The sequence below is a fragment of the Glutamicibacter halophytocola genome (genome assembly GCF_001302565.1).
Lineage (GTDB): Bacteria > Actinomycetota > Actinomycetes > Actinomycetales > Micrococcaceae > Glutamicibacter > Glutamicibacter halophytocola.
This window is the reverse complement of sequence record NZ_CP012750.1, coordinates 3,078,825-3,096,684: the sequence shown is the minus strand read 5'-3', so window position 1 is coordinate 3,096,684 and position 17,860 is coordinate 3,078,825. Positions and strand designations below refer to the sequence as shown.

At 63.3% G+C, this 17,860-nt stretch carries 20 protein-coding genes; 18 read left to right on the top strand and 2 right to left on the bottom strand.

Going from position 1 to position 17,860, the window contains the following annotated elements:
• Positions 1-160 precede the first annotated feature (160 nt).
• From AOZ07_RS14345 to AOZ07_RS14275, 15 genes are all read left to right on the top strand, one after another.
• Positions 161-1,747 (top strand): ABC transporter substrate-binding protein, encoded by a 1,587-nt coding sequence (locus AOZ07_RS14345; RefSeq protein ID WP_060702596.1) that lies wholly within the window; start codon positions 161-163, stop codon positions 1,745-1,747.
• A 56-nt stretch (positions 1,748-1,803) separates the two neighbouring features.
• The gene (locus tag AOZ07_RS14340; protein WP_084793279.1) at positions 1,804-2,829 is read left to right on the top strand and encodes an ABC transporter permease; all 1,026 of its coding nucleotides are present in this window, start codon (positions 1,804-1,806) and stop codon (positions 2,827-2,829) included.
• A gap of 20 nt (positions 2,830-2,849) precedes the next feature.
• Entirely contained in the window at positions 2,850-3,851 is a 1,002-nt protein-coding gene (locus tag AOZ07_RS14335) for an ABC transporter permease (protein WP_084793278.1), read from the top strand.
• A complete protein-coding gene (locus AOZ07_RS14330; protein ID WP_060702595.1) occupies positions 3,848-4,897 on the top strand; it encodes an ABC transporter ATP-binding protein in 1,050 nt (349 codons plus the stop codon). The genes AOZ07_RS14335 and AOZ07_RS14330 overlap by 4 nt, the downstream gene beginning before the upstream one ends.
• 6 nt (positions 4,898-4,903) lie before the next feature.
• Positions 4,904-5,977 carry an ABC transporter ATP-binding protein gene (locus tag AOZ07_RS14325; protein ID WP_060702594.1) on the top strand — a complete coding sequence of 358 codons (1,074 nt, stop codon included), beginning with the start codon at positions 4,904-4,906 and terminating at the stop codon, positions 5,975-5,977.
• A gap of 1 nt (position 5,978) precedes the next feature.
• A complete protein-coding gene (locus tag AOZ07_RS14320) occupies positions 5,979-6,698 on the top strand; it encodes a sulfite exporter TauE/SafE family protein (protein WP_060702593.1) in 720 nt (239 codons plus the stop codon).
• Between the two features lie 87 nt (positions 6,699-6,785).
• Entirely contained in the window at positions 6,786-7,703 is a 918-nt protein-coding gene (locus AOZ07_RS14315; RefSeq protein ID WP_060702592.1) for an N-acetylglucosamine kinase, read from the top strand.
• 68 nt (positions 7,704-7,771) lie between these two features.
• Complete coding sequence (locus AOZ07_RS14310; RefSeq protein ID WP_060702591.1) at positions 7,772-8,089, top strand: non-heme iron oxygenase ferredoxin subunit; 318 nt, start codon at positions 7,772-7,774, stop codon at positions 8,087-8,089.
• Positions 8,090-9,232: an NAD(P)/FAD-dependent oxidoreductase gene (locus tag AOZ07_RS14305; protein ID WP_060702590.1), complete on the top strand. Its 1,143-nt coding sequence runs from the start codon at positions 8,090-8,092 to the stop codon at positions 9,230-9,232.
• Positions 9,229-10,485, top strand: a complete 1,257-nt coding sequence (locus AOZ07_RS14300) for an MFS transporter (RefSeq protein WP_060702589.1) — start codon at positions 9,229-9,231, stop codon at positions 10,483-10,485. The genes AOZ07_RS14305 and AOZ07_RS14300 overlap by 4 nt, the downstream gene beginning before the upstream one ends.
• A gap of 2 nt (positions 10,486-10,487) precedes the next feature.
• Entirely contained in the window at positions 10,488-11,000 is a 513-nt protein-coding gene (locus tag AOZ07_RS14295) for a DedA family protein (RefSeq protein WP_060702588.1), read from the top strand.
• Between the two features lie 54 nt (positions 11,001-11,054).
• Positions 11,055-11,543 carry an Lrp/AsnC family transcriptional regulator gene (locus tag AOZ07_RS14290; protein WP_060702587.1) on the top strand — a complete coding sequence of 163 codons (489 nt, stop codon included), beginning with the start codon at positions 11,055-11,057 and terminating at the stop codon, positions 11,541-11,543.
• Positions 11,544-11,744: 201 nt separating this feature from the next.
• The gene (locus AOZ07_RS14285; protein ID WP_060702586.1) at positions 11,745-11,990 is read left to right on the top strand and encodes a hypothetical protein; all 246 of its coding nucleotides are present in this window, start codon (positions 11,745-11,747) and stop codon (positions 11,988-11,990) included.
• 266 nt (positions 11,991-12,256) lie between these two features.
• Entirely contained in the window at positions 12,257-12,628 is a 372-nt protein-coding gene (locus AOZ07_RS14280; protein ID WP_060702585.1) for a hypothetical protein, read from the top strand.
• A 165-nt stretch (positions 12,629-12,793) separates the two neighbouring features.
• Complete coding sequence (locus AOZ07_RS14275; protein ID WP_060702584.1) at positions 12,794-12,982, top strand: hypothetical protein; 189 nt, start codon at positions 12,794-12,796, stop codon at positions 12,980-12,982.
• On the opposite strand, the gene AOZ07_RS14270 is transcribed toward AOZ07_RS14275, so the two are convergent.
• Both AOZ07_RS14270 and AOZ07_RS14265 read right to left on the bottom strand, forming a co-directional pair.
• Positions 12,979-13,200 (bottom strand): LapA family protein, encoded by a 222-nt coding sequence (locus AOZ07_RS14270; protein WP_060702583.1) that lies wholly within the window; start codon positions 13,198-13,200, stop codon positions 12,979-12,981. The two genes, AOZ07_RS14275 and AOZ07_RS14270, sit on opposite strands and share 4 nt — an antisense overlap.
• The gene (locus tag AOZ07_RS14265; protein ID WP_060702582.1) at positions 13,197-13,850 is read right to left on the bottom strand and encodes a TetR/AcrR family transcriptional regulator; all 654 of its coding nucleotides are present in this window, start codon (positions 13,848-13,850) and stop codon (positions 13,197-13,199) included. Before AOZ07_RS14265 ends, AOZ07_RS14270 begins: the two co-directional genes overlap by 4 nt.
• 106 nt (positions 13,851-13,956) lie before the next feature.
• Here AOZ07_RS14265 and AOZ07_RS14260 point away from each other — a divergent pair, with 106 nt between their 5' ends.
• The 3 genes from AOZ07_RS14260 to AOZ07_RS14250 all read left to right on the top strand — a co-directional run bounded on the left by AOZ07_RS14260 (position 13,957) and on the right by AOZ07_RS14250 (position 17,849).
• Entirely contained in the window at positions 13,957-15,378 is a 1,422-nt protein-coding gene (locus AOZ07_RS14260) for a flavin monoamine oxidase family protein (protein ID WP_060702581.1), read from the top strand.
• 3 nt (positions 15,379-15,381) lie between these two features.
• Positions 15,382-16,254: a universal stress protein gene (locus AOZ07_RS14255; RefSeq protein ID WP_060702580.1), complete on the top strand. Its 873-nt coding sequence runs from the start codon at positions 15,382-15,384 to the stop codon at positions 16,252-16,254.
• Positions 16,255-16,325: 71 nt separating this feature from the next.
• The gene (locus AOZ07_RS14250) at positions 16,326-17,849 is read left to right on the top strand and encodes an APC family permease (RefSeq protein ID WP_060702579.1); all 1,524 of its coding nucleotides are present in this window, start codon (positions 16,326-16,328) and stop codon (positions 17,847-17,849) included.
• Positions 17,850-17,860: the final 11 nt, after the last annotated feature.

Sequence of the window (17,860 nt, the reverse complement as noted above, 5' to 3'; positions counted from 1 at the left end):
TTCACATCTCGCTGTGGATGCCATGCCGCGATGGCTGCCGCCTGCACCGGCCCCAACGCCTTGACCCGGCCATTGGGCGGGCTGAATATTTGTGGGACAGGCAAGGTGGCGCCGATCACATCCAGCTGCCGATCACACTCGCAACTCGAAGGAAACAATGATGTTCAACGCACAACGCATTTCGAGCCGGGCCCGCAAGCTTTCCCTGGCAGTGGCAGCAGGCGCACTGCTGGGCACCAGCGCGCTGTCCGGCTGCTCGGTGGCCAACTCCGGGGAAGCCGGTGGCGGCAGCGGCGCCCCGGCAGCGGCCGGCGACACCCTGCGCGTAGTCCTGCAGCAGGAGCCACCGACGCTCGAAGCCTGCGACGCCAACCTGACCTCCACCGGCATCGTGGACCGATCCACCATCACCGAGCCGCTGATCGAGCGCAACCCGACCTCGGGCGAGCTGGAGCCGAAGCTGGCCACCGAGTGGAGCAGCGATGACGACCAGACCTTCACCCTGAAGCTGCGCGAGGGCGTGAAGTTCCACGACGGATCGGACTTCACAGCCGAGGATGCCAAGGCCACCATCGACCGCGCGGTGAACTCCAAGATCGGCTGCGATGTCGAGGGCTACGTCTTCGGCGATGACGACCTGGACGCCAAGGTGGTCGACGACTACACCCTGTCGGTCAAGTCCAAGAAGAAGGACCCGATCCTCCCGCTGCGGCTGTCCTTCCTGGAAGTGGTTCCAGCCGAGACCTCCGCCACCGAGAAGGTCCGCGAGCCCATCGGCACCGGCCCTTACCAGCTGGATCAGTGGACGGCCGGCCAGTCCATCGACGTCTCGGCATTCGCCGACTACTGGGGCGAGCAGCCGGCCTTCAAGAAGGCCAACTACCAGTGGCGCTCGGAAGCCAGCGTGCGGGCCTCGATGGTCACCGCCGGCGAAGCAGACATCGCCACCGGCCTGAGCCCGGAGGACAACATCGGCGAATTGGGCGTCGCCTACCCGAACAATGAGACCGTGGCCCTGCGCATGCATGACAATGCCGCTCCGCTGAACGACATCCGCATCCGCCAGGCCGTGAATTACGCCATTGACCAGGAAACCATCACCAAGTCGCTGTACGGCGGCCGTGACAAGCCGGCCGCCCAGCTGGTTCCGGAAGGCGTGGTGGGCCACAACGGCAGCCTGCAGATCTGGCCATACGACCTGGACAAGGCCAAGGCCCTGGTGGAAGAAGCCAAGGCAGATGGCGTGGACACCTCCGCGCCGATCGAATTCGTGGTCCGCACCGCACAGTTCCCGCGCATCCAGGAGCTCTCCCAGGTGATCCAGCAGAACCTGAGCGACATCGGGCTGAAAGTGGATCTGAAGATGCTGGAAACCAGCCAGCAGCTCAAATACCAGGTGCGCCCGTTCCCAGAATCCGATAACGCCCTGATGGTCATGATCCAGCACGGCAACCAGGCCGGCGACGCGGCCTTCACCGTAGACCAGTACATGACCACCAAGGGAGCCCAGTCCGCCTTCGGCAACGAGGAAATGGACAAGCTGATCGCCAAGGCCGACCAGGCTACTGGCGAGGATCGGCAGAAGGACTTCGAGGAGGTCTTCAAGTACCAGAACGAGAAGCTGGTCCAGTTCGCGCACATCAGCCACCAGACCGGCATGCTGGGCATCTCGAAGTCGGTGAGCTACGAGCCGAACTCCTCCTCGGGCGACGAGCTGCGCCTGGCCGAAGCCACCCCTGCCAGCTAGCAGCAGCTGCTGCTGAGCCGGTATGACCACCACACCTAGGGAAAGCCCGTAGTTCCATGCTGACTTATCTTCGCAAGCGGATCATCTCCTCTGCGATTCCGCTGATTGTCGTGATCATCGGCGTTTTCGCACTGGCGCGCATGACCGGTGATCCATCCTCCCTGTATCTTCCGCTGAATGCCACGGACCAGATGCGCGCCGATTTCGCGGCGCGCAACGGCCTGGACCAGCCGATCTGGGCACAGATGCTCGATTACTTCGGCGGGATCCTGCATCTGGATTTCGGCACCTCGATGCGCACCGGCGAGGATGCGGCCTTCATGGCGCTGCGCGCCTTCCCGGCCACGCTGCAGCTGGCGGCGTTCACCATGGTCATCGCCATCCTGCTGGCGGTCATTGTCGGCTCGGCCGCCGCGCTGAAGCCCAACGGGGTGCTGGATCGCATCGCCTCGTTTGCCTCGATGATCGCCGCCTCGATCCCGGACTTCTGGCTGGCGATCGTGGGCATCTGGGTCTTCGCGATCACCCTGGGCTGGGTGCCGACCTCGGGGGTGCTCGGGGCCGGGGCATGGGTGCTGCCCATTGCCACGCTGGTGATGCGCCCGTTCGGCACGCTGGTGCAGGTGATCCGCGGGGCGATGGTCTCGGCCTTGTCCGAGCCGTACATCAAGCTGGCGCGGGCCAAGGGCGCGACCCAGTACCGGGTGGTCGGGCAGCATGCGCTGCGCAACGCGGCGGCTCCGGCGCTGACCGTGGCCGGCGACTTGACCGTGGGCCTGGTCAACGGCGCGGTGGTCGTGGAGTCGATCTTCGGCTGGCCGGGCATCGGCAAGCTGATGATCGATTCGATCCTGCAGCGCGACTTCGCGGTGCTGCAGGCCTGCGTCTTCCTCACCGCGGTGGCGATCTTCATCCTGAACATCATCATCGACGTGCTGTATGCGCTGCTTGACCCGCGGGTTCGCCCGTCGGCGGGCCGGCGCCGGCGCCGTGCGGCCCGGGCACAACTGCAGGCTGCCACTGCGGGCAATAACAGCGACGACAACGATCAGGCCGGTGTCGCGGCACCGGTGCGGGCCTAGCGGAAAAGGGGGAGCAGACCATGAGTGAAACCACCACCACCACTGCTGCCAGCGGCAGCGCACTGCCGTCCAAGGCAGAGGCGCGGCGCGCGCTGCGGGCGGGCAAGCCGTCCATGTTCAAGATGCTGCTGCGCGACAAGTTCGCCACCGTCGCGGCACTCTTCCTGTCCTTTGTTGTCCTCGTGGCCATTTTCGGCCCGATGCTGATGGGCTCCATTGCCGTGAAGCAGGACCTGATGTTCATGAACCGGGCCCCGTTCGACCCGGCCAACGGCTGGGAGTACATCCTGGGCTCGGATGCGCTGGGCCGCTCGATGCTGGCCCGCATCGTGGTCGCCACCCGCACCACGCTGCTGGTGGCGGTGCCGGCAGTGCTGGCAGCCATGGTCATCGGCTCGCTGTGGGGCGTGTGGGCCGGCTACCACCGGGGGCGGCGCGAGTCGATTTCGATGCGCATCGCCGACATCATCATGTCCTTCCCCTCCTTGCTGCTGGCCGTTGTGGTGCTCTTCGTCTTCTCCCCGTCGGCAGCGAATATCGTGCTGATCCTGGCCATTACCCGCATCCCGATCTACATGCGCACCGCCCGGGCCGAGTCGGCCGAGCTGCAGTCGCGCACCTTCGTGGACGCGGCCCGCACCTTTGGCACCAGGCCGGCCTCGATCATTGCCCGGCATGTGGTGCCGGTGGTCATTCCGACCCTGCTGACCCTGGCCACGCTGGAATTCTGCTTCGTGATGCTGGCCGAATCCTCGCTCTCCTTCCTGGGCATCGGGATCCAGCCGCCGGATGTGTCCTGGGGCCTGATGGTCGCCCAGGGCCGCCAGTACCTGCAGACCGCATGGTGGCTGTCGATCCTGCCGGGCCTGGCGATCGTGCTGACCGCGGTGGCAGCGAACGTGCTGGCCGCATGGATGCGCATTGCCACCGATCCGGCCCAGCGCTGGCGCCTGACGGTGGACAAGCAGGCAGTGAAATCGATGAAGAAGAGCAGCATCAAGGACGCGAGGCAGGGATCATGAGCCAGTCAACGATTGAGAAGAACACCACCGCGCAAGCAGTGCTGGAAGTATCGGGCCTGGACGTGGACATCCGCACCCCCAAGGGCGTGGTGCGCGTGGTCTCCCAGGTCGGCTTCACCGCACGGGCCGGACGCACCCTGGCCCTGCTGGGCGAGTCGGGCTGCGGCAAGTCCATGACCGCCAAGGCCGTGGCCGGGCTGCTGGACTCGGTGGCCCATGTGGCCGGCGGGCAGGCGATCCTCGAAGGCCGGGACCTGAACCAGATGAGCGAGAAGCAGCGCCGCGCCGTCGCCGGCCCGGTCCTTGGCATGGTGTTCCAGGACGCGCTGACCGCGCTGAACCCGGTCTACCCCATCGGCACCCAGCTGGGCGAGGCGTTCCGCATCCACCGCGGCCTGAACAAGAAGCAGGCCAAGGCCGAAGCCATCGAGCTGATGCGCCGGGTGGGCATTCCGGAACCCGAGACCCGCGTGAACTCCTACCCTCACCAATTCTCCGGCGGCATGCGCCAGCGCATCCTGATCGCCATGGCCGTTGCGCTCTCGCCGCGGCTGCTGATCGCCGATGAGCCGACCACCGCCCTGGACGTGACCGTCCAGGCGCAGATCATGGACCTGCTGGCCACCTTGCGCAAGGAAGCGCAGATGGCGGTGGTGCTGATCACCCACGACTTGGCGGTGGTGGCGGAACAGGCTGATGACCTCTGCGTAATGTATGCCGGCACCGTGGTCGAACAGGGCACGGTAGCCCAGGTCTTCGCCAGCCCGACCCACCCCTACACCAGGGGCCTGCTCGATTCGGTGCCCACCGATGCCCATCGCGGCAGCGGCTTGTCCTCGATCCCCGGCTCGCCCCCGGAACTGTCCAAGATTCCCGCCGGCTGCGTCTACCAGGAACGCTGCCCGCTGGCCGCCCAGATCTGCCGCGACGAGCGCCCCGCCTTGCGGGCTACCGGGCAGGGCCAGCAGGCCGCCTGCCACTTCCCCCTGAACGACTTGGCTGCCTCGGCGCAGAACCCTGCGTCGTCCATGCCCGAAGGAGCCTGAGCCACCATGAACAACATTAATCCTGCTGCGCCAGCGATCGACACCGTCCTGGAAGTCAAGGACCTCTCCAAGACCTACCAGGTGGCCGGCGGGCGCGCGCTCAAGGCCCTGGACGGCATCAATTTGGAGGTCGGGCGCGGACAGACCCTGGGCCTGGTGGGCGAGTCGGGCTGCGGCAAGTCCACCCTGGCCCGCACCTTGATGATGCTCGAGACCCCCGATTCGGGCACGATCTCCTTCGACGGGCAGGACCCCTTCGGGCTCAAGGGCCGCGAGCTGCTGCGCTGGCGCCGGCGGGTGCAAATGGTCTTCCAGGACCCTTTCGCGTCGCTGAATGCGCGGATGACCGCCGGGCAGATCATCACCGAGCCCTTTGCCACGCACAAGGACCTCTACCCCGGATCGGCAGCGCGCAATGCGCGGCTGGGGGAACTGATGGACCTGGTCGGCCTGCGCCGCACCGATGCGTCCAAGTCCCCGCAGGAGTTCTCCGGCGGCCAGCGCCAGCGCATCGGCATTGCCCGCGCCCTGGCACTGAATCCCGATCTGATCATCCTCGACGAGCCGGTATCCGCGCTGGACCTTTCGGTGCAGGCGCAGGTGCTGAACCTGCTCAACGAATTGCAGCAGCGCCTGGGGGTGTCCTACATCTTCATCTCCCATGACCTGTCGGTAGTCCGCCACGTCACCGACCGCGTTGCGGTGATGTACCTGGGGCGCATCATCGAGACCGGCAGCACCGAGCAGGTCTTCGACTCGCCGATGCACCCCTACACGGCCTCGCTCATGTCCGCCTCGCCAAAACTGGATCCCGCGCAGCGGCCTGCCGAGCGGATCGTGCTGGCCGGCGAGCTCCCCTCGCCGCTGGACCCGCCCTCGGGATGCCGCTTCCGCACCCGCTGCTGGAAGGCGCAACCGATCTGCTCGGCGCAGCGGCCCGGCGACCAGGTGCGCGACGAGAGCGGATCGATCAGCCTGGGCATGCCCGGCAGGGCCCCGGAACCCGGCGTGCACAGCGCGCAATGCCATTTCCCGGTCACCAGCGCCCGGGAAGCTGGCCTCGTTCCGGCCGGAGCGTAGCGTGGCCCCCGCCGAGTATGCGATCTTGGCGGTGACGCTCTTTGCCGCGGCCGGACTGCAGGGATCCATTGGATTTGGCGCAGGCCTGGTCGCGGCCCCGGTGGTGGGGATGCTGCAGCCCACGCTGCTTCCGGCCTTTGTCATCTGCCTTGGCGCGGTGATCGGATTGCTCTCGGTGGTGCGGGAGAGGACCGCCATCGATATCCGGGGCGCCGGCTGGGCCATGGCCGGAAGGATTCCGGGCAGCCTGATGGGGACCTGGCTGGTGGTCATGCTGCCGCTGGACATGTTGACCTGGGCCGTGGCGCTGAGCGTGCTCGCGGCTGTTGCCGCATCGTTCATCGGGTGGAAGCCCGTGGCGCATCGGCGGTCGCTGCTGGCTGCCGGCGCGCTGTCCGGGATCATGGGCACCGCGACAGCTGCCGGGGGCGCGCCGATGGCCATCGTCCTCCAAGGCCAGGAACCGGCCCGGGTGCGCGGCACGCTGAGCGCGTTTTTCCTGGCTGGCTCCGTCATTTCGGTGCTCATGCTGGCCATCGCCGGCCAGGTGCGCGCCGAGGTGCTGATCACCTTGGCCGCAATGTGCCCCGCGGTGATTCTCGGCTTCCTGCTCTCCGGGTGGCTCAACCGCTCCATCGACGCCGCCCGGCAGCGGATGCTGGCACTGGGTTTCTCGATCGTCGGCTCGGTGCTGCTGATAGCCCGGCTGCTGCTGTTCTAGCGGCGGGAAACGATATTCTGGGATCCCGCAGCTGGTCCCGATCCCGTTGGCACGCCGGCTGAGCCCACAACGATGCGGAGCGAGAGCATGCAATTGCCGATCATGGCGCTGGACGGCGGCCAAACAAGCATCAAGATCCGCGCAGTGGATCGCGCCGGCACCGGCCGCGAGCTCAGCAGCCCGGGGGTGCGCACCGATGAGCCGCTGATCGCCCAGGTCGCTGGCGCCCTGCACCGCGCCATGGAGGAGACCGGAACCATCCCGCAGATCATCGCCGTCGGGCTCTCGGGGCTCACCCGCGCCCAGCATGACGCCAGGGCGCTGCACGATGCCCTGGGCGTCGACGGGGTGCAGCGGGTGATCCTCGCCCATGATTCGCTCACCTCCTATCTCGGTGCGCTTGGCAGCGGGCCCGGAGTGGTTACCGCGGCCGGAACCGGCGTCGTCACCCTGGGCGTGGGAGCCGACTCGGTGGCCCGGGTCGATGGCTGGGGCCATATTATGGGGGACGCGGGCAGCGGGTATTGGATTGGCCGCCGAGCTCTGGACGCCGTGATGCGCTCCCATGACGGCAGGGGAGCCAAGACCCTTTTGAGCCGCGCAGTGCAGGAAAAATGGCCGGACCTGGACGAAGCCTATATCCAGTTGCAGTCCTCGCCCGATGCGGTCTCCGAGGTGGCATCTTTGGCCCAGGCGGTCGCCGATTGCGCGGGAAACGACCCCCTGGCCGCGCAGATCAGCCAGGACGCCGCCCATGAGCTGGCCTTCAGCGCAGTGACGGCAGCACAACGGGTGGGCTCATCTGGCCATGGCCCGTTCCGCGTGGCCGCAATTGGCGGAGTGTTCCGCAACGGCCTGCTGCGTGGCGAGTTTTCCCGCCGGCTGCAGGCGCTGGACCCGGACCTGGAACTGGTTCCCGCAGCTGGCAACGGCCTGGACGGGGCACAGGTCCTCGCCTCGTTGACCAGCGATCATCCGCTGTGGCAGCTGGTCTCCGCCAGCTAGCTGGCAATGCGCTGGGCGTGGATCAATGACAAGATAGGAACGATGATGTCAAGCGTTAAGGAGTTATCTTGAGCTACCGAGTCGGTTCCACGGATCTAGTGCCCGAGGGAGAGTCCCTGCTGGTCAGCGCCAGCGATAGCGGAGCTGCCGAGGACATTGCGATCTTCCATGCCGAAGACGGCAACTTCTATGCGCTGCAAGACGAATGCACCCACGAGGTCGCCTCGCTGTCCGACGGCTGGATTGAAGGCTGCTCGGTGGAGTGCCCCATCCACTCCTCGACCTTCGACCTGAAAACAGGGCGGGTCCAGTGCATGCCGGCCACCGTGGATGCGCGCACCTACACCGTAAACGTGGTTGACGGTGTCCTGGAGCTCGACATCTAAATGTCTTCAGTGCATATCATCGGCGGCGGAGTCGCGGGCTATACGCTGGCCAGGGAACTGGTGCGGCACAACTACGCCGGAACCGTCACCATCAGCGACCCCCAGGGCTTGCCCTATGACCGGCCGCCACTGAGCAAAACGCTGCAGGCCGAGCCCTTCGCCCCAGCTGTCTGGTACGCCGAGCACGGCATTAGCCTCTTGCCGGAAATGGTAGAGGATCTGCCGCTTCCCGACTCGGAAGATGACTGGGTAGTCCTTGCCACCGGCACCACCCCGGTACTGCTGCAGGTCCCAGGCGCCCAGCACGCCCGCACCCTGCACACCGCGGCCGATGCCGCCGCGCTGGCGCAGGTGCTGGACTCCTCGATGTTCGGCCTGCAAGTCCTGGTGATCGGAGCGGGACTGATCGGGGCGGAATTCGCCTCCACCGCCAAGATGCTCGGGGCGCAGGTCACCCTCGTGTCGAATACCGAGGCGCCGCTGGCCTCGGTCCTGGGCCAAGACCTGGCCCAGCAGCTGCATGCGGACCATGCCCAGCGCGGCATCAGGACGATCACCGGCGCCGTGGCCAGCATCGAAGCAGACCACGCAGTGGTTGATGGCGAACGCCTGGACGCCGAGCTGATCGTCAGCGCCATCGGCGTGCAGCCTGAAACCTCGTTGGCCGCCGCCCTCGGGCTGGGCATAGATGATGGCATCGTGGTGGACGGCGAACAGCGTTCGCCCAGCCATCGGCAGGTGCTGGCCATCGGCGACGCGGCGCGCGTGCAGGGCGCTCGCCGGGCGGTGCACTGGGAAGCGGCCATGGAAGATGCCGCCCAAGCCGCCGCCACCATCATGAAGGCTGCACCGGTGCAGCGCTCGGTGCCATGGTTCTGGACCGACCGCCACGAAATGCATGTGGAAACGGTGGGGGAGTTCAGCCAGGCAGCCACCACGATCATTCGGCGCAATCGCCGAGGCAAGATCCAGACGGTGTTTGGCCTGGACCATGGCGGCACGCTGGTTGCCGCCAGCATGGTCGACGGCGGGCTCATGGCCAAGGCCGTCAAGCGCCTGATCGCACGAGGCATCACACCGAGCATTGAACAATTGGAAGACCCGAGCGTGGGTCCCCGTGAATTAGGGCGGAGCGAACGATGAGCACAGCCGAACCCGCGAAGATGCCACTGGCCTTGCAGGTGCCCACCCGGCGGGTCAGCCGCGGATGGATTGCCGCGGTGGTCACCGTTCACATCGGCATCAACGTCGGCTTTTTTGCGCCGATCCAGGTGCTGCTCGGCCTGCACGCTGAGCAGCTTGATGCCAGCCAGAAGGGTGCCATCCTTTCCTTGGTGACCGGTGTCGGCGCGGCAGTCTCCCTGGTGGCGAATCCGCTCTTTGGCGCGCTCAGCGATCGCAGCACCTCGAAGTTCGGGCGCCGCATCCCGTGGGTTTTCTGCGGAACCATCTGCGGTGCGCTGGCCCTGTTGCTGATGTCGACCGCGCACACCGTGGGCCTGCTGGTGCTGGGCTGGGCACTGATGCAGGCGGCCGGAAATGCGGCGGTAGCAGCCATCTTCGCCGCGATCCCGGACCGGGTCCCGGTGGAACAGCGCGGCGTGGTCGGCGGGCTGGTGGCGCTCGGCCAGACCTGCGGTTCACTGATTGGCGCGGTGATCGGCATGGTTGCCGCGGGCAACCTGGTCTTCGGATATGCGCTGGTTGCCTTGGCTGTAGCCATCTGCGCCGTGCCGTTTGTGCTGATGCGCCAGGATACGCCACTGCCCAAGGGGACGCTGGAGCCGCTGAGCGCCTTGCAGTTCCTGCAGAGCTTCTGGATCGATCCGGTCAAGCACAAGGACTTCGGGTGGGCTTGGCTGACCCGATTCCTCCTGTATCTGGGCAGCCAGCTGTGCTTGGTGTACCTGTTGTACTTCCTGCAAGACGCCATCGGGCATCCCAATCCCGCCCAAGGCGTGCTGGTGCTGACGGCGATCTACGCCTTCTGCGTGATTTTCTCCTCGGTCATCTCTGGCAAGCTGTCGGATCGCGATGGCCGGCGCAAGAAGTACGTCATGATGTCATCGGTGATCGTCGCCTGCGCCGCCGGAGTCATGGCCTTGTCCACGACATTCGCCATGGCCATCATCGCTGCCGTGCTTTTGGGCATCGGATTCGGCGCCTATCTCGCCGTGGACTTTGCGCTGCTGACGCAGGTATTGCCTACCGCAGATTCACGAGGCAAGGATCTGGGCATGATCAACATCGCTAATTCGCTGCCCCAGGTGGTCGCCCCGCTGGTGGCATGGCTGGCTGTGACATGGCTGGGCGGGTACCCGACGCTGTTTCTGTGCTCGGTTGTCGTGAGCTTGCTTGGCGCGGTGCTGGTCCGCAAGATCAAGAGCGTTCCATAACCATGGCGCAGACGGTTTCCTGGCTGATCAACGACGCGCCTTTTGGCGTGACGTTCATTGCCTTTTTCCTCGGCGCCTTGGCCCGGGGGAATGCCACTTACTGGGTAGGCCGGGGGATCGCCAAGGGTGTCGAGCGGACCCGCTTCCAGAGGCATCTGCAGGGCGCCGTTTACCGCAGGGCGCAGAAGTTCATTGGCCGTTGGGGCGTGTTTGCGGTGCCGCTGAGTTTCCTCACCATCGGAATCCAAAGCGCGGTCAATGCCTCTGCTGGCATCAGCCGAATGCCACTGCGGCGGTACCTGCCGGCGGTGGCGCTGGGAGCGCTGCTGTGGTCCTTGATCTACACCACCGTGGGCATGGCCGTGTTCTACGCCTGGCTGGCACTGGATTGGCCATGGGTTGTGGCAGGGCTGCTCGCCGTGGGTGCTGTGGTTCTTGCCGTGCTACGAATGAGAATTCGAAAGCAAGCGGCCAGGGGCAACCCGGAGCCGGAGAATTCCGAAATCAATTGCTGAACGGTCGTATGATGATTTCAGCGATCCTCGATACCAGAGAGCAGGTGCGGCGCCATGTCGTTGAATCTATCGAAGCGCGAGAACCGCACCGTGCAACTCGATGAGATCGACCGCAGGCTGTTGGCGTTGCTCAGCAAGAATTCTCGACGGACCAATAATTCACTGGCCGAAGAGCTGGGGATTGCCGCGTCCACCTGTCTGGCACGCCTGAACGCCTTGCGTGATTCCGGCGTGATTTCCCGGTTCACCATCGAGGTGGATCCACAGGTTCTGGGGCGCGAGCTCGAAGCGCTGATCTTCGTCAAGATCCGGCCTGGCGCACGCCACCTCATGGCAAATTTCGCCAATGAGATGAAAACCAAGCCGGGAGTGCAGCAGCTGTTTTTTCTCGGTGGCGCTGATGATTTCGTCTTGCATGTGGCAGTCCGCAACTCCGCCGATGTCCGGCAGTTCGTCCTTGATAACCTCTCTGCGAATCCTGCAGTCGCAACAACTCAAACGTCTCTGGTCTTCGAGCACGGCCAGGGCCAGGGTGAATTCTAGGCTCAGTGACAGATGGCTTTGAAGCCGATTTTTATCGTAGGAGTCAGCGATACCCGCGGGCATTCTTCGAAGAAATATGCTAAACTTGATGTTCTTCTCTTAGCAATGCTGTGAACCCTTGGCCGTTGAATCGTATTCTCCGGCAAAACCAATAGGGCAGAGCGCAGCAGGGACTATACAGATGGGGAGGTCGAGAAGACGATGAATTTGGAAACTACGATTCTTACCGCAGTGGTGACCCTGATTGTTTTGGCAATCGTCAGCGTCATGATGGTGATCCGCTACAAGCGAGACCACCAAGCAGAAATTCGCCAAGCCTTGGTAGTCAAGGCCCGCAAGTACGGTGTCGCTTCACCGGAAGATCTGTCGAACCAGGATCTGAGTATTCAGATCCGCGAGGCCAAGCGCCAGCAAAAGAACAAGAACAACGATTTGAAAACTGCCTAGGCGTTTTCAAGTGCAGTGAAATGACCCCGGGGCGAATTTTTTTGCCCCGGGGTTTTGCTATGCCCAAATTCGAATGCTTGAGCAGGAGATTTTTTGCTTTTGGCTATGCTCCCCGTCACCTGAAAGGTCGATTTTGCCCCAGAATCATGCGGATTGCATCACAAAAGCGTGTGTGGTTCTCGACAAAAGGGTTCCGGCGATAAAACGTTTCAGAAATGATTGTAAGTGCTGGAAATACGTGATGGATTTTAATGAGGAGCAAAGCAATGGCAACGATCCCACTCGGTGAAGATATTCTCTTGGCGCGCCATGGCGCCAACATCGTGAAGCTTCGCCAGGATCGTAAGAACCGGGAAACCATTGCCTTCCTGCGCGATGGCCAGACCGATTCTGCTTCGAACCTCTTGGCTGTCTCCGCTGGGGTGCTGACCCCTGCCGCGAGCTTCAGCCAGGGCGCTGCAAAGTACCTCAACGACGAAGCTGAAGTCAGCCGCGGTGAAGTGCGCTCCCTGATCAAGATCTCCTTGGGCTTCAGCGCCGTCATGGGGATCGTCTTTGGTGGCCTGGTCTTGGCCCTGTACAAGGTGGGCGGCAATGAAGCGCTCCAGTCATTGGCCTACATGGGTGGCGTCCAGTAGCTGCCTGCTGCACCTTCCGATAGCGAGAATCCAAGGCTCCTTGGGTGCTCGCTATTTTTCTCTCTGCTCCCATAGAACTTTCGCGACGGCGCGCTATCAATAACTCTCGTTTTTCCTCGGGCTCGGGCATAGGATGGCGGCAACCGGAAGAACTAGGAGCGGGCCATGCGTTTTGTTTTGGAAGTCAATTTTGATACTGAGAACATGCAGCTCAAGCCGATGGAGGAGCTCCAGCGCATCTTGAGCGACTGGTCGCAGCGCGTGGCCATGTACCCGCTGGAACCCGGCGCCCAAGAGGATGTCTACGACTCGCAGAATGAAGAAGTCGGGGAATGGGCCATCTTGGGCGACTAGTCCCGTCGTTTTGAGAACCAGCCAATGGCGTAGCCTGCCGCCAGGGTCACCAGCAGGACCAGCCAGAGCGGCGCAGCTGTGTGGATGAGGAAGAACTCCACGCGCACGTAGGTCAGATTCTGCAGGATGAAAACCAGCGCAACGACCACCAGGGCGACGGCCGCCCACTGCCGCGGATTCAATGCGATGCGCCGTGGCTTGCGATCCTCTTCACTCATGATGCGCTGCCGGTGCCCAGCAGGCCGGCAATCATGGCCGATAGTCCTCGCTGGAAAGAATCGTCGCTGGTATTGATCTGCGTTTTTCGTTGCGCCGCCACAGCCTGGGTGAAGTGCGGGGTGAGGTCCGTGTGGTTCGTCGTATCAAAAATATCGTGCGGTGCCGCGGTGTCCATTGCGGAGCCGAAGATGAATGATTCCAAGGCAACGATGGTCGGAATGATCTCGTTTTCAGCCAGGCCGTAGTCTTTCAGCGCCTCGGCGACCCGCTCGTACATGCCGAGGGTGCGCGGGGAATCCGAGACCGGAAGCACCGCGATGATCGGGATCAAGGGGATGTGGCGGGCGAACACATCGCGGTAGCTCGTCGCCCAATGCACCAGGGCTTCCTTGAGCGGTTCGGCATCAAAAATTGTGGTGTCGATATCGGTCATGACCAATTCCTGGATCCACTGCATCAAATCATGTTTTGAGTCCACGTGGTTGTACAGGGCCGACGGCGAGACCCCCAGTGACTTGGCCAGACGCTGCATGGTCAGGGACTCGTACCCGCTGTCGGAAACCAGTTCTAGCGCGTTCGCGGTGATGCGTTCGCGAGTGAGTACCGCTTTGCGCGGTCTGCCAGCGCGCCGGGTGCCCGATTCGGTCATGCGTTTCACTTCCTGACGTGGGTTGCTTCACAAGTCGATGTTCTTCCCCTATGCTATATGACAAGTAAATGAACTGAATTCATTTTATTGTTTGAGGGAGCTGTTCATGGAACATCTGGAACGCGACGTAGTAGTCATTGGTGCCGGCCCATCGGGGCTGACCGCAGCCTACGAACTGAGCAAGGCGGGCAAGACCGTCGCCGTACTCGAAGCCCGCGACCGCGTGGGCGGCCGCACCTGGACCGAGCAGATGGATGGCGCTACCATCGAAATCGGAGGCCAGTGGATCAGCCCGGACCAGACGGGCCTCTATTCGCTGATCGAAGAGCTGGGCATTGAGACCTTCGAACGCTACAAGCAGGGCAAGAGCGTCTACCGCACCGAAGCGGGCGAAGCGATCGTCTATGAGGGCGAGGACTTCCCTGTGGCTGAATCCACCGTGGCGGAAATGAACAAGCTGATCGAGCTGATGAACCAGCTGGCCGCGCAGATGGACCCGGACAAGCCATGGGAGCACCCGCGCGCTGCCGAACTGGACACCATTTCCTTCTACCACTTCCTGCGCCAGAACTCGAACGACGAGCTGGCTTGCAATAACGTGGGGCTGTTCATTGCCGGCGGCATGCTCACCAAGCCGGCCCACGCCTTCTCCGCGCTGCAAGCAGTGCTGATGGCCTCCTCGGCAGGATCCTTCGACAACCTGGTTGATGAAGACTTCATCCTTGACCGCCGCATGAAGAGCACTATGCAGGGTGTTTCCAAAGCCGTTGCGGCCCGGCTGCCAGAAGACACGCTGTTCCTGGAGAACCCGGTGCTGAAGCTGGAGTGGAGCGATGAAGGCGTCGTGGCCCATGGGGCAGACGTCACTGTGAAGGCCAAGAAGGCCGTGCTGGCAGTGCCGCCGAACCTGTACAGCCGCATCTCCTACTTCCCGCCGCTGCCCCGTTGGCAGCAGGTCACCCATCAGCACCAGTCCATGGGACTGGTCATCAAGGTGCACGCAGTCTACGACACCCCATTCTGGCGTGAAGAAGGCCTGTCCGGCACCTGCTTTGGCCCGAATCATCTGGTCCAGGAACTCTACGACAACACTTTCGACGGTGAAGAGACCGGCACCCTGGTTGGCTTCATCTCCGACGTAGAGGCAGACAAGGTCTGGTCGCTCGACTCGGACGAAGAGCGCAAGGAAGTTGTCCTGAAGGCCATGGCCGAGTTTCTGGGCGAGAAGACCTTGGATCCAAAGGTCTTCTACCTCTCCGACTTCGGCTCCGAAGAGTGGACCCGCGGCGCTTACGCCACCAGCTACGACCTGGGTGGCTTGCACCGTTTCGGCCCGACCCAGAACGACAATGTCGGCCCGATCTACTTCAGCTCCTCGGACTTGGCAGGAGAAGGCTTCCAGCACGTGGATGGCGCGGTGCGCATGGGCCGCCGCAATGCCGCGCGCATCCTGGCCGAACTGGACGGGACCAACTACGACGAGTCCTACGATGGCGTCGCAAGCCTGACCGAAAAAGCTCACGCCTAGACCATGAAGCTGCTAGTAGGTTATACCGCCGACGAACGCGGCGCCGAGGCCATTGAATTGGCCAGCGCAGTGGTGGCCGGAACTGTGGAAGCATCCTTGCAGATCGCAATTGTGCTCCCGGCCGCCACGCCCTTCAGCGCCATCTACCCGGGAGGGGACCATGGATATGAATCCATCCTCTCCGCCCAAGTGGACGCCTGGGCAGCCGGCGCGCTGGCGCTGGTCCCTGCCGGGATCCAGGCCTCCGTGGTGGCCCGATCGGTGCCATCCATAGCCGAGGGCCTGATTGACCTCGGCCAGGAATTCGGCGCTCACGGCATTGTGCTGGGCGGACGAAAACGCCATGTGGGCGGCTTCTTCATGCCCGGCCACATCGCCAATGCGTTGCTGCATTCCTCCCCGCTGCCGGTGTTCATGTCGTCGCCGGCCTCGCTTCAGTCTCTGCGCAGCGCTAGTGGACAGGTCACCCGGCTGACCTGCTTCGTGGGCGACCGCCCCGGCGCCCGCGCGGTTATCGATCTCTCAGCACGCATCGCAGAGGCCCGCAACGCCAAACTGCGCGTGGCCACCTTGGTGGCCCACAAGGAGCTCGCAGGAACCGCGGAGCAGCTGGATGCGCATGCGCAGAATATCCGTCAGTATCTGGGTGGAGTCACTGCTGATCTGGGCATCGATGCGCAGATCGAGGTGGTTTCCGGCAGCAGCATCGACGATGCCGCAGCCCAGCTGCCATGGCAGCCCGGAGACCTTGCACTGCTGGGGTCCGCTCGGCTGGCGGCGCACCGCAGGCTGTTCATCGGCCCCAAGGCACAGCGCATCCTGGGCAAACTGAATGTGCCCATTGGTGTCATTCCCACTCTGGATACCACACGGTAGAAAGACCGATAAACGCTCGCTGATTTAAGCGGTTCAACGTAGAGCCGCGCCACCGCAAAGGTAGTTTTCAAATGTCACAAGAATTGAGGCAGGATAACCCTCCCGAACAAAGTGTTTCGGGACTGCATGAAAAGGGTCTGTCCAAAGGCACCGTTGGTGTCATGGGACTTGTTGTCATCGGCATCTCCTGCATTGCGCCGGCTTACACGTTGACTGCGGGCCTGGGAGCCACCGTAGCCGAGGTGGGCACCGGCCTGCCTGCCATCTTGATCGCCGGCTTCATTCCGATGCTGCTTGTGGCCCTGGGGTACCGTGAACTGAACAATGCCATGCCGGACTCCGGCACCTCCTTCACCTGGGCCACCCGCGCCTTTGGGCCGATGATCGGCTGGATGGGCGGCTGGGGGCTGATCGCCGCGACGGTGATCGTGCTCTCCAACCTGGCTGCCGTAGCGGTGGACTTCTTCTACATCCTCCTCGCCCAGCTCACCGGGCAGGACTGGATCGCAGAGCTGACCGCCAACCTGTGGATCAACATCCCGACCACCTTGGTGTTCATCGCCATCGCGGCCTATATTTCCTACCGCGGAATGAACGCCACCAAGGTATTCCAGTACGTGCTGGTGGGCTTCCAAGTAGGCGTACTGCTGCTGTTCGCCATCATGGCCTTCAGCTCGAACCACCCCTTTGACCAGACCCCCATTACCCTGGCGATGTTCAACCCGGCAGGCATCGAGAGCTTCTCGGCCTTCGCCGCGGGCATCTCGCTGTCAATTTTCGTTTTCTGGGGCTGGGATGTCACCTTGACCATGAACGAGGAGACCACCGACCCAAAGAAGGTCCCGGGCCGCGGCGCGACATGGACGGTACTGATCATCATCGCCCTGTACCTGGCGGTGGCCACCGGTGTGCTCTACTGGGCAGGAGTGGGAACCACCGGCCTTGGCGCCGGAAACCCTGATAACCAGGAATCCATCTTCGCGGTGCTCTCCGGCCCGGTCATGGGTCCGCTGGCCCTGCTGATGTCCTTGGCTATCCTGTCTTCCTCGGCCGCCTCGCTGCAGTCGACCATGGTCTCCCCGGCCCGCACCCTACTGGCCATGGGCTACTACAAAGCGCTGCCATCGAGCTTCGCGAAGATCTCTCCTCGCTTCATGTCCCCAACGGTGGCCACAGTGGCCTCCGCCGTGGCAGCAGCGGCCTTCTACGTGATAACTCGCCTGATCTCCGAGAACGCGCTGTGGGACACCATCACTGCGCTGGGCCTGATGATCTGCTTCTACTACGGGCTGACTGCCTTGGCCTGCGTCTGGTACTTCCGCGGGGAACTTTTTGCCAGTCCAAGGAATATCATCTTCAAGTTCCTGGCGCCGCTGATTGGCGGAGTGGTCCTTCTGGTGATGTTCTTTGCCACTGCCTTTGAATCCATGAATCCGGACTACGGATCCGGCTCGAATATCGGGGGAGTGGGAATGGTGTTCATCCTGGGTGTCGGCGTGCTCCTGCTGGGCGTGGTGGTGATGATCTACATGAGGATCACCCAGCCAGCCTTCTTCAAGGGTGAAACCATCAAGACCTATAAATTGCTCAAGTAATGATCCGATGA

Excerpts from the sequence above, each read along its gene's own strand:
- AOZ07_RS14345 (WP_060702596.1), top strand. The coding sequence starts at position 161 with ATGTTCAACGCACAACGCATTTCGAGCCGGGCCCGCAAGCTTTCCCTG.
- AOZ07_RS14340 (WP_084793279.1), top strand. The coding sequence starts at position 1,804 with ATGCTGACTTATCTTCGCAAGCGGATCATCTCCTCTGCGATTCCGCTG.
- AOZ07_RS14335 (WP_084793278.1), top strand. The coding sequence starts at position 2,850 with ATGAGTGAAACCACCACCACCACTGCTGCCAGCGGCAGCGCACTGCCG.
- AOZ07_RS14330 (WP_060702595.1), top strand. The coding sequence starts at position 3,848 with ATGAGCCAGTCAACGATTGAGAAGAACACCACCGCGCAAGCAGTGCTG.
- AOZ07_RS14325 (WP_060702594.1), top strand. The coding sequence starts at position 4,904 with ATGAACAACATTAATCCTGCTGCGCCAGCGATCGACACCGTCCTGGAA.
- AOZ07_RS14315 (WP_060702592.1), top strand. The coding sequence starts at position 6,786 with ATGCAATTGCCGATCATGGCGCTGGACGGCGGCCAAACAAGCATCAAG.
- AOZ07_RS14305 (WP_060702590.1), top strand. The coding sequence starts at position 8,090 with ATGTCTTCAGTGCATATCATCGGCGGCGGAGTCGCGGGCTATACGCTG.
- AOZ07_RS14300 (WP_060702589.1), top strand. The coding sequence starts at position 9,229 with ATGAGCACAGCCGAACCCGCGAAGATGCCACTGGCCTTGCAGGTGCCC.
- AOZ07_RS14295 (WP_060702588.1), top strand. The coding sequence starts at position 10,488 with ATGGCGCAGACGGTTTCCTGGCTGATCAACGACGCGCCTTTTGGCGTG.
- AOZ07_RS14290 (WP_060702587.1), top strand. The coding sequence starts at position 11,055 with ATGTCGTTGAATCTATCGAAGCGCGAGAACCGCACCGTGCAACTCGAT.
- AOZ07_RS14285 (WP_060702586.1), top strand. The coding sequence starts at position 11,745 with ATGAATTTGGAAACTACGATTCTTACCGCAGTGGTGACCCTGATTGTT.
- AOZ07_RS14280 (WP_060702585.1), top strand. The coding sequence starts at position 12,257 with ATGGCAACGATCCCACTCGGTGAAGATATTCTCTTGGCGCGCCATGGC.
- AOZ07_RS14275 (WP_060702584.1), top strand. The coding sequence starts at position 12,794 with ATGCGTTTTGTTTTGGAAGTCAATTTTGATACTGAGAACATGCAGCTC.
- AOZ07_RS14270 (WP_060702583.1), bottom strand. The coding sequence starts at position 13,200 with ATGAGTGAAGAGGATCGCAAGCCACGGCGCATCGCATTGAATCCGCGG.
- AOZ07_RS14265 (WP_060702582.1), bottom strand. The coding sequence starts at position 13,850 with ATGACCGAATCGGGCACCCGGCGCGCTGGCAGACCGCGCAAAGCGGTA.
- AOZ07_RS14260 (WP_060702581.1), top strand. The coding sequence starts at position 13,957 with ATGGAACATCTGGAACGCGACGTAGTAGTCATTGGTGCCGGCCCATCG.
- AOZ07_RS14255 (WP_060702580.1), top strand. The coding sequence starts at position 15,382 with ATGAAGCTGCTAGTAGGTTATACCGCCGACGAACGCGGCGCCGAGGCC.
- AOZ07_RS14250 (WP_060702579.1), top strand. The coding sequence starts at position 16,326 with ATGTCACAAGAATTGAGGCAGGATAACCCTCCCGAACAAAGTGTTTCG.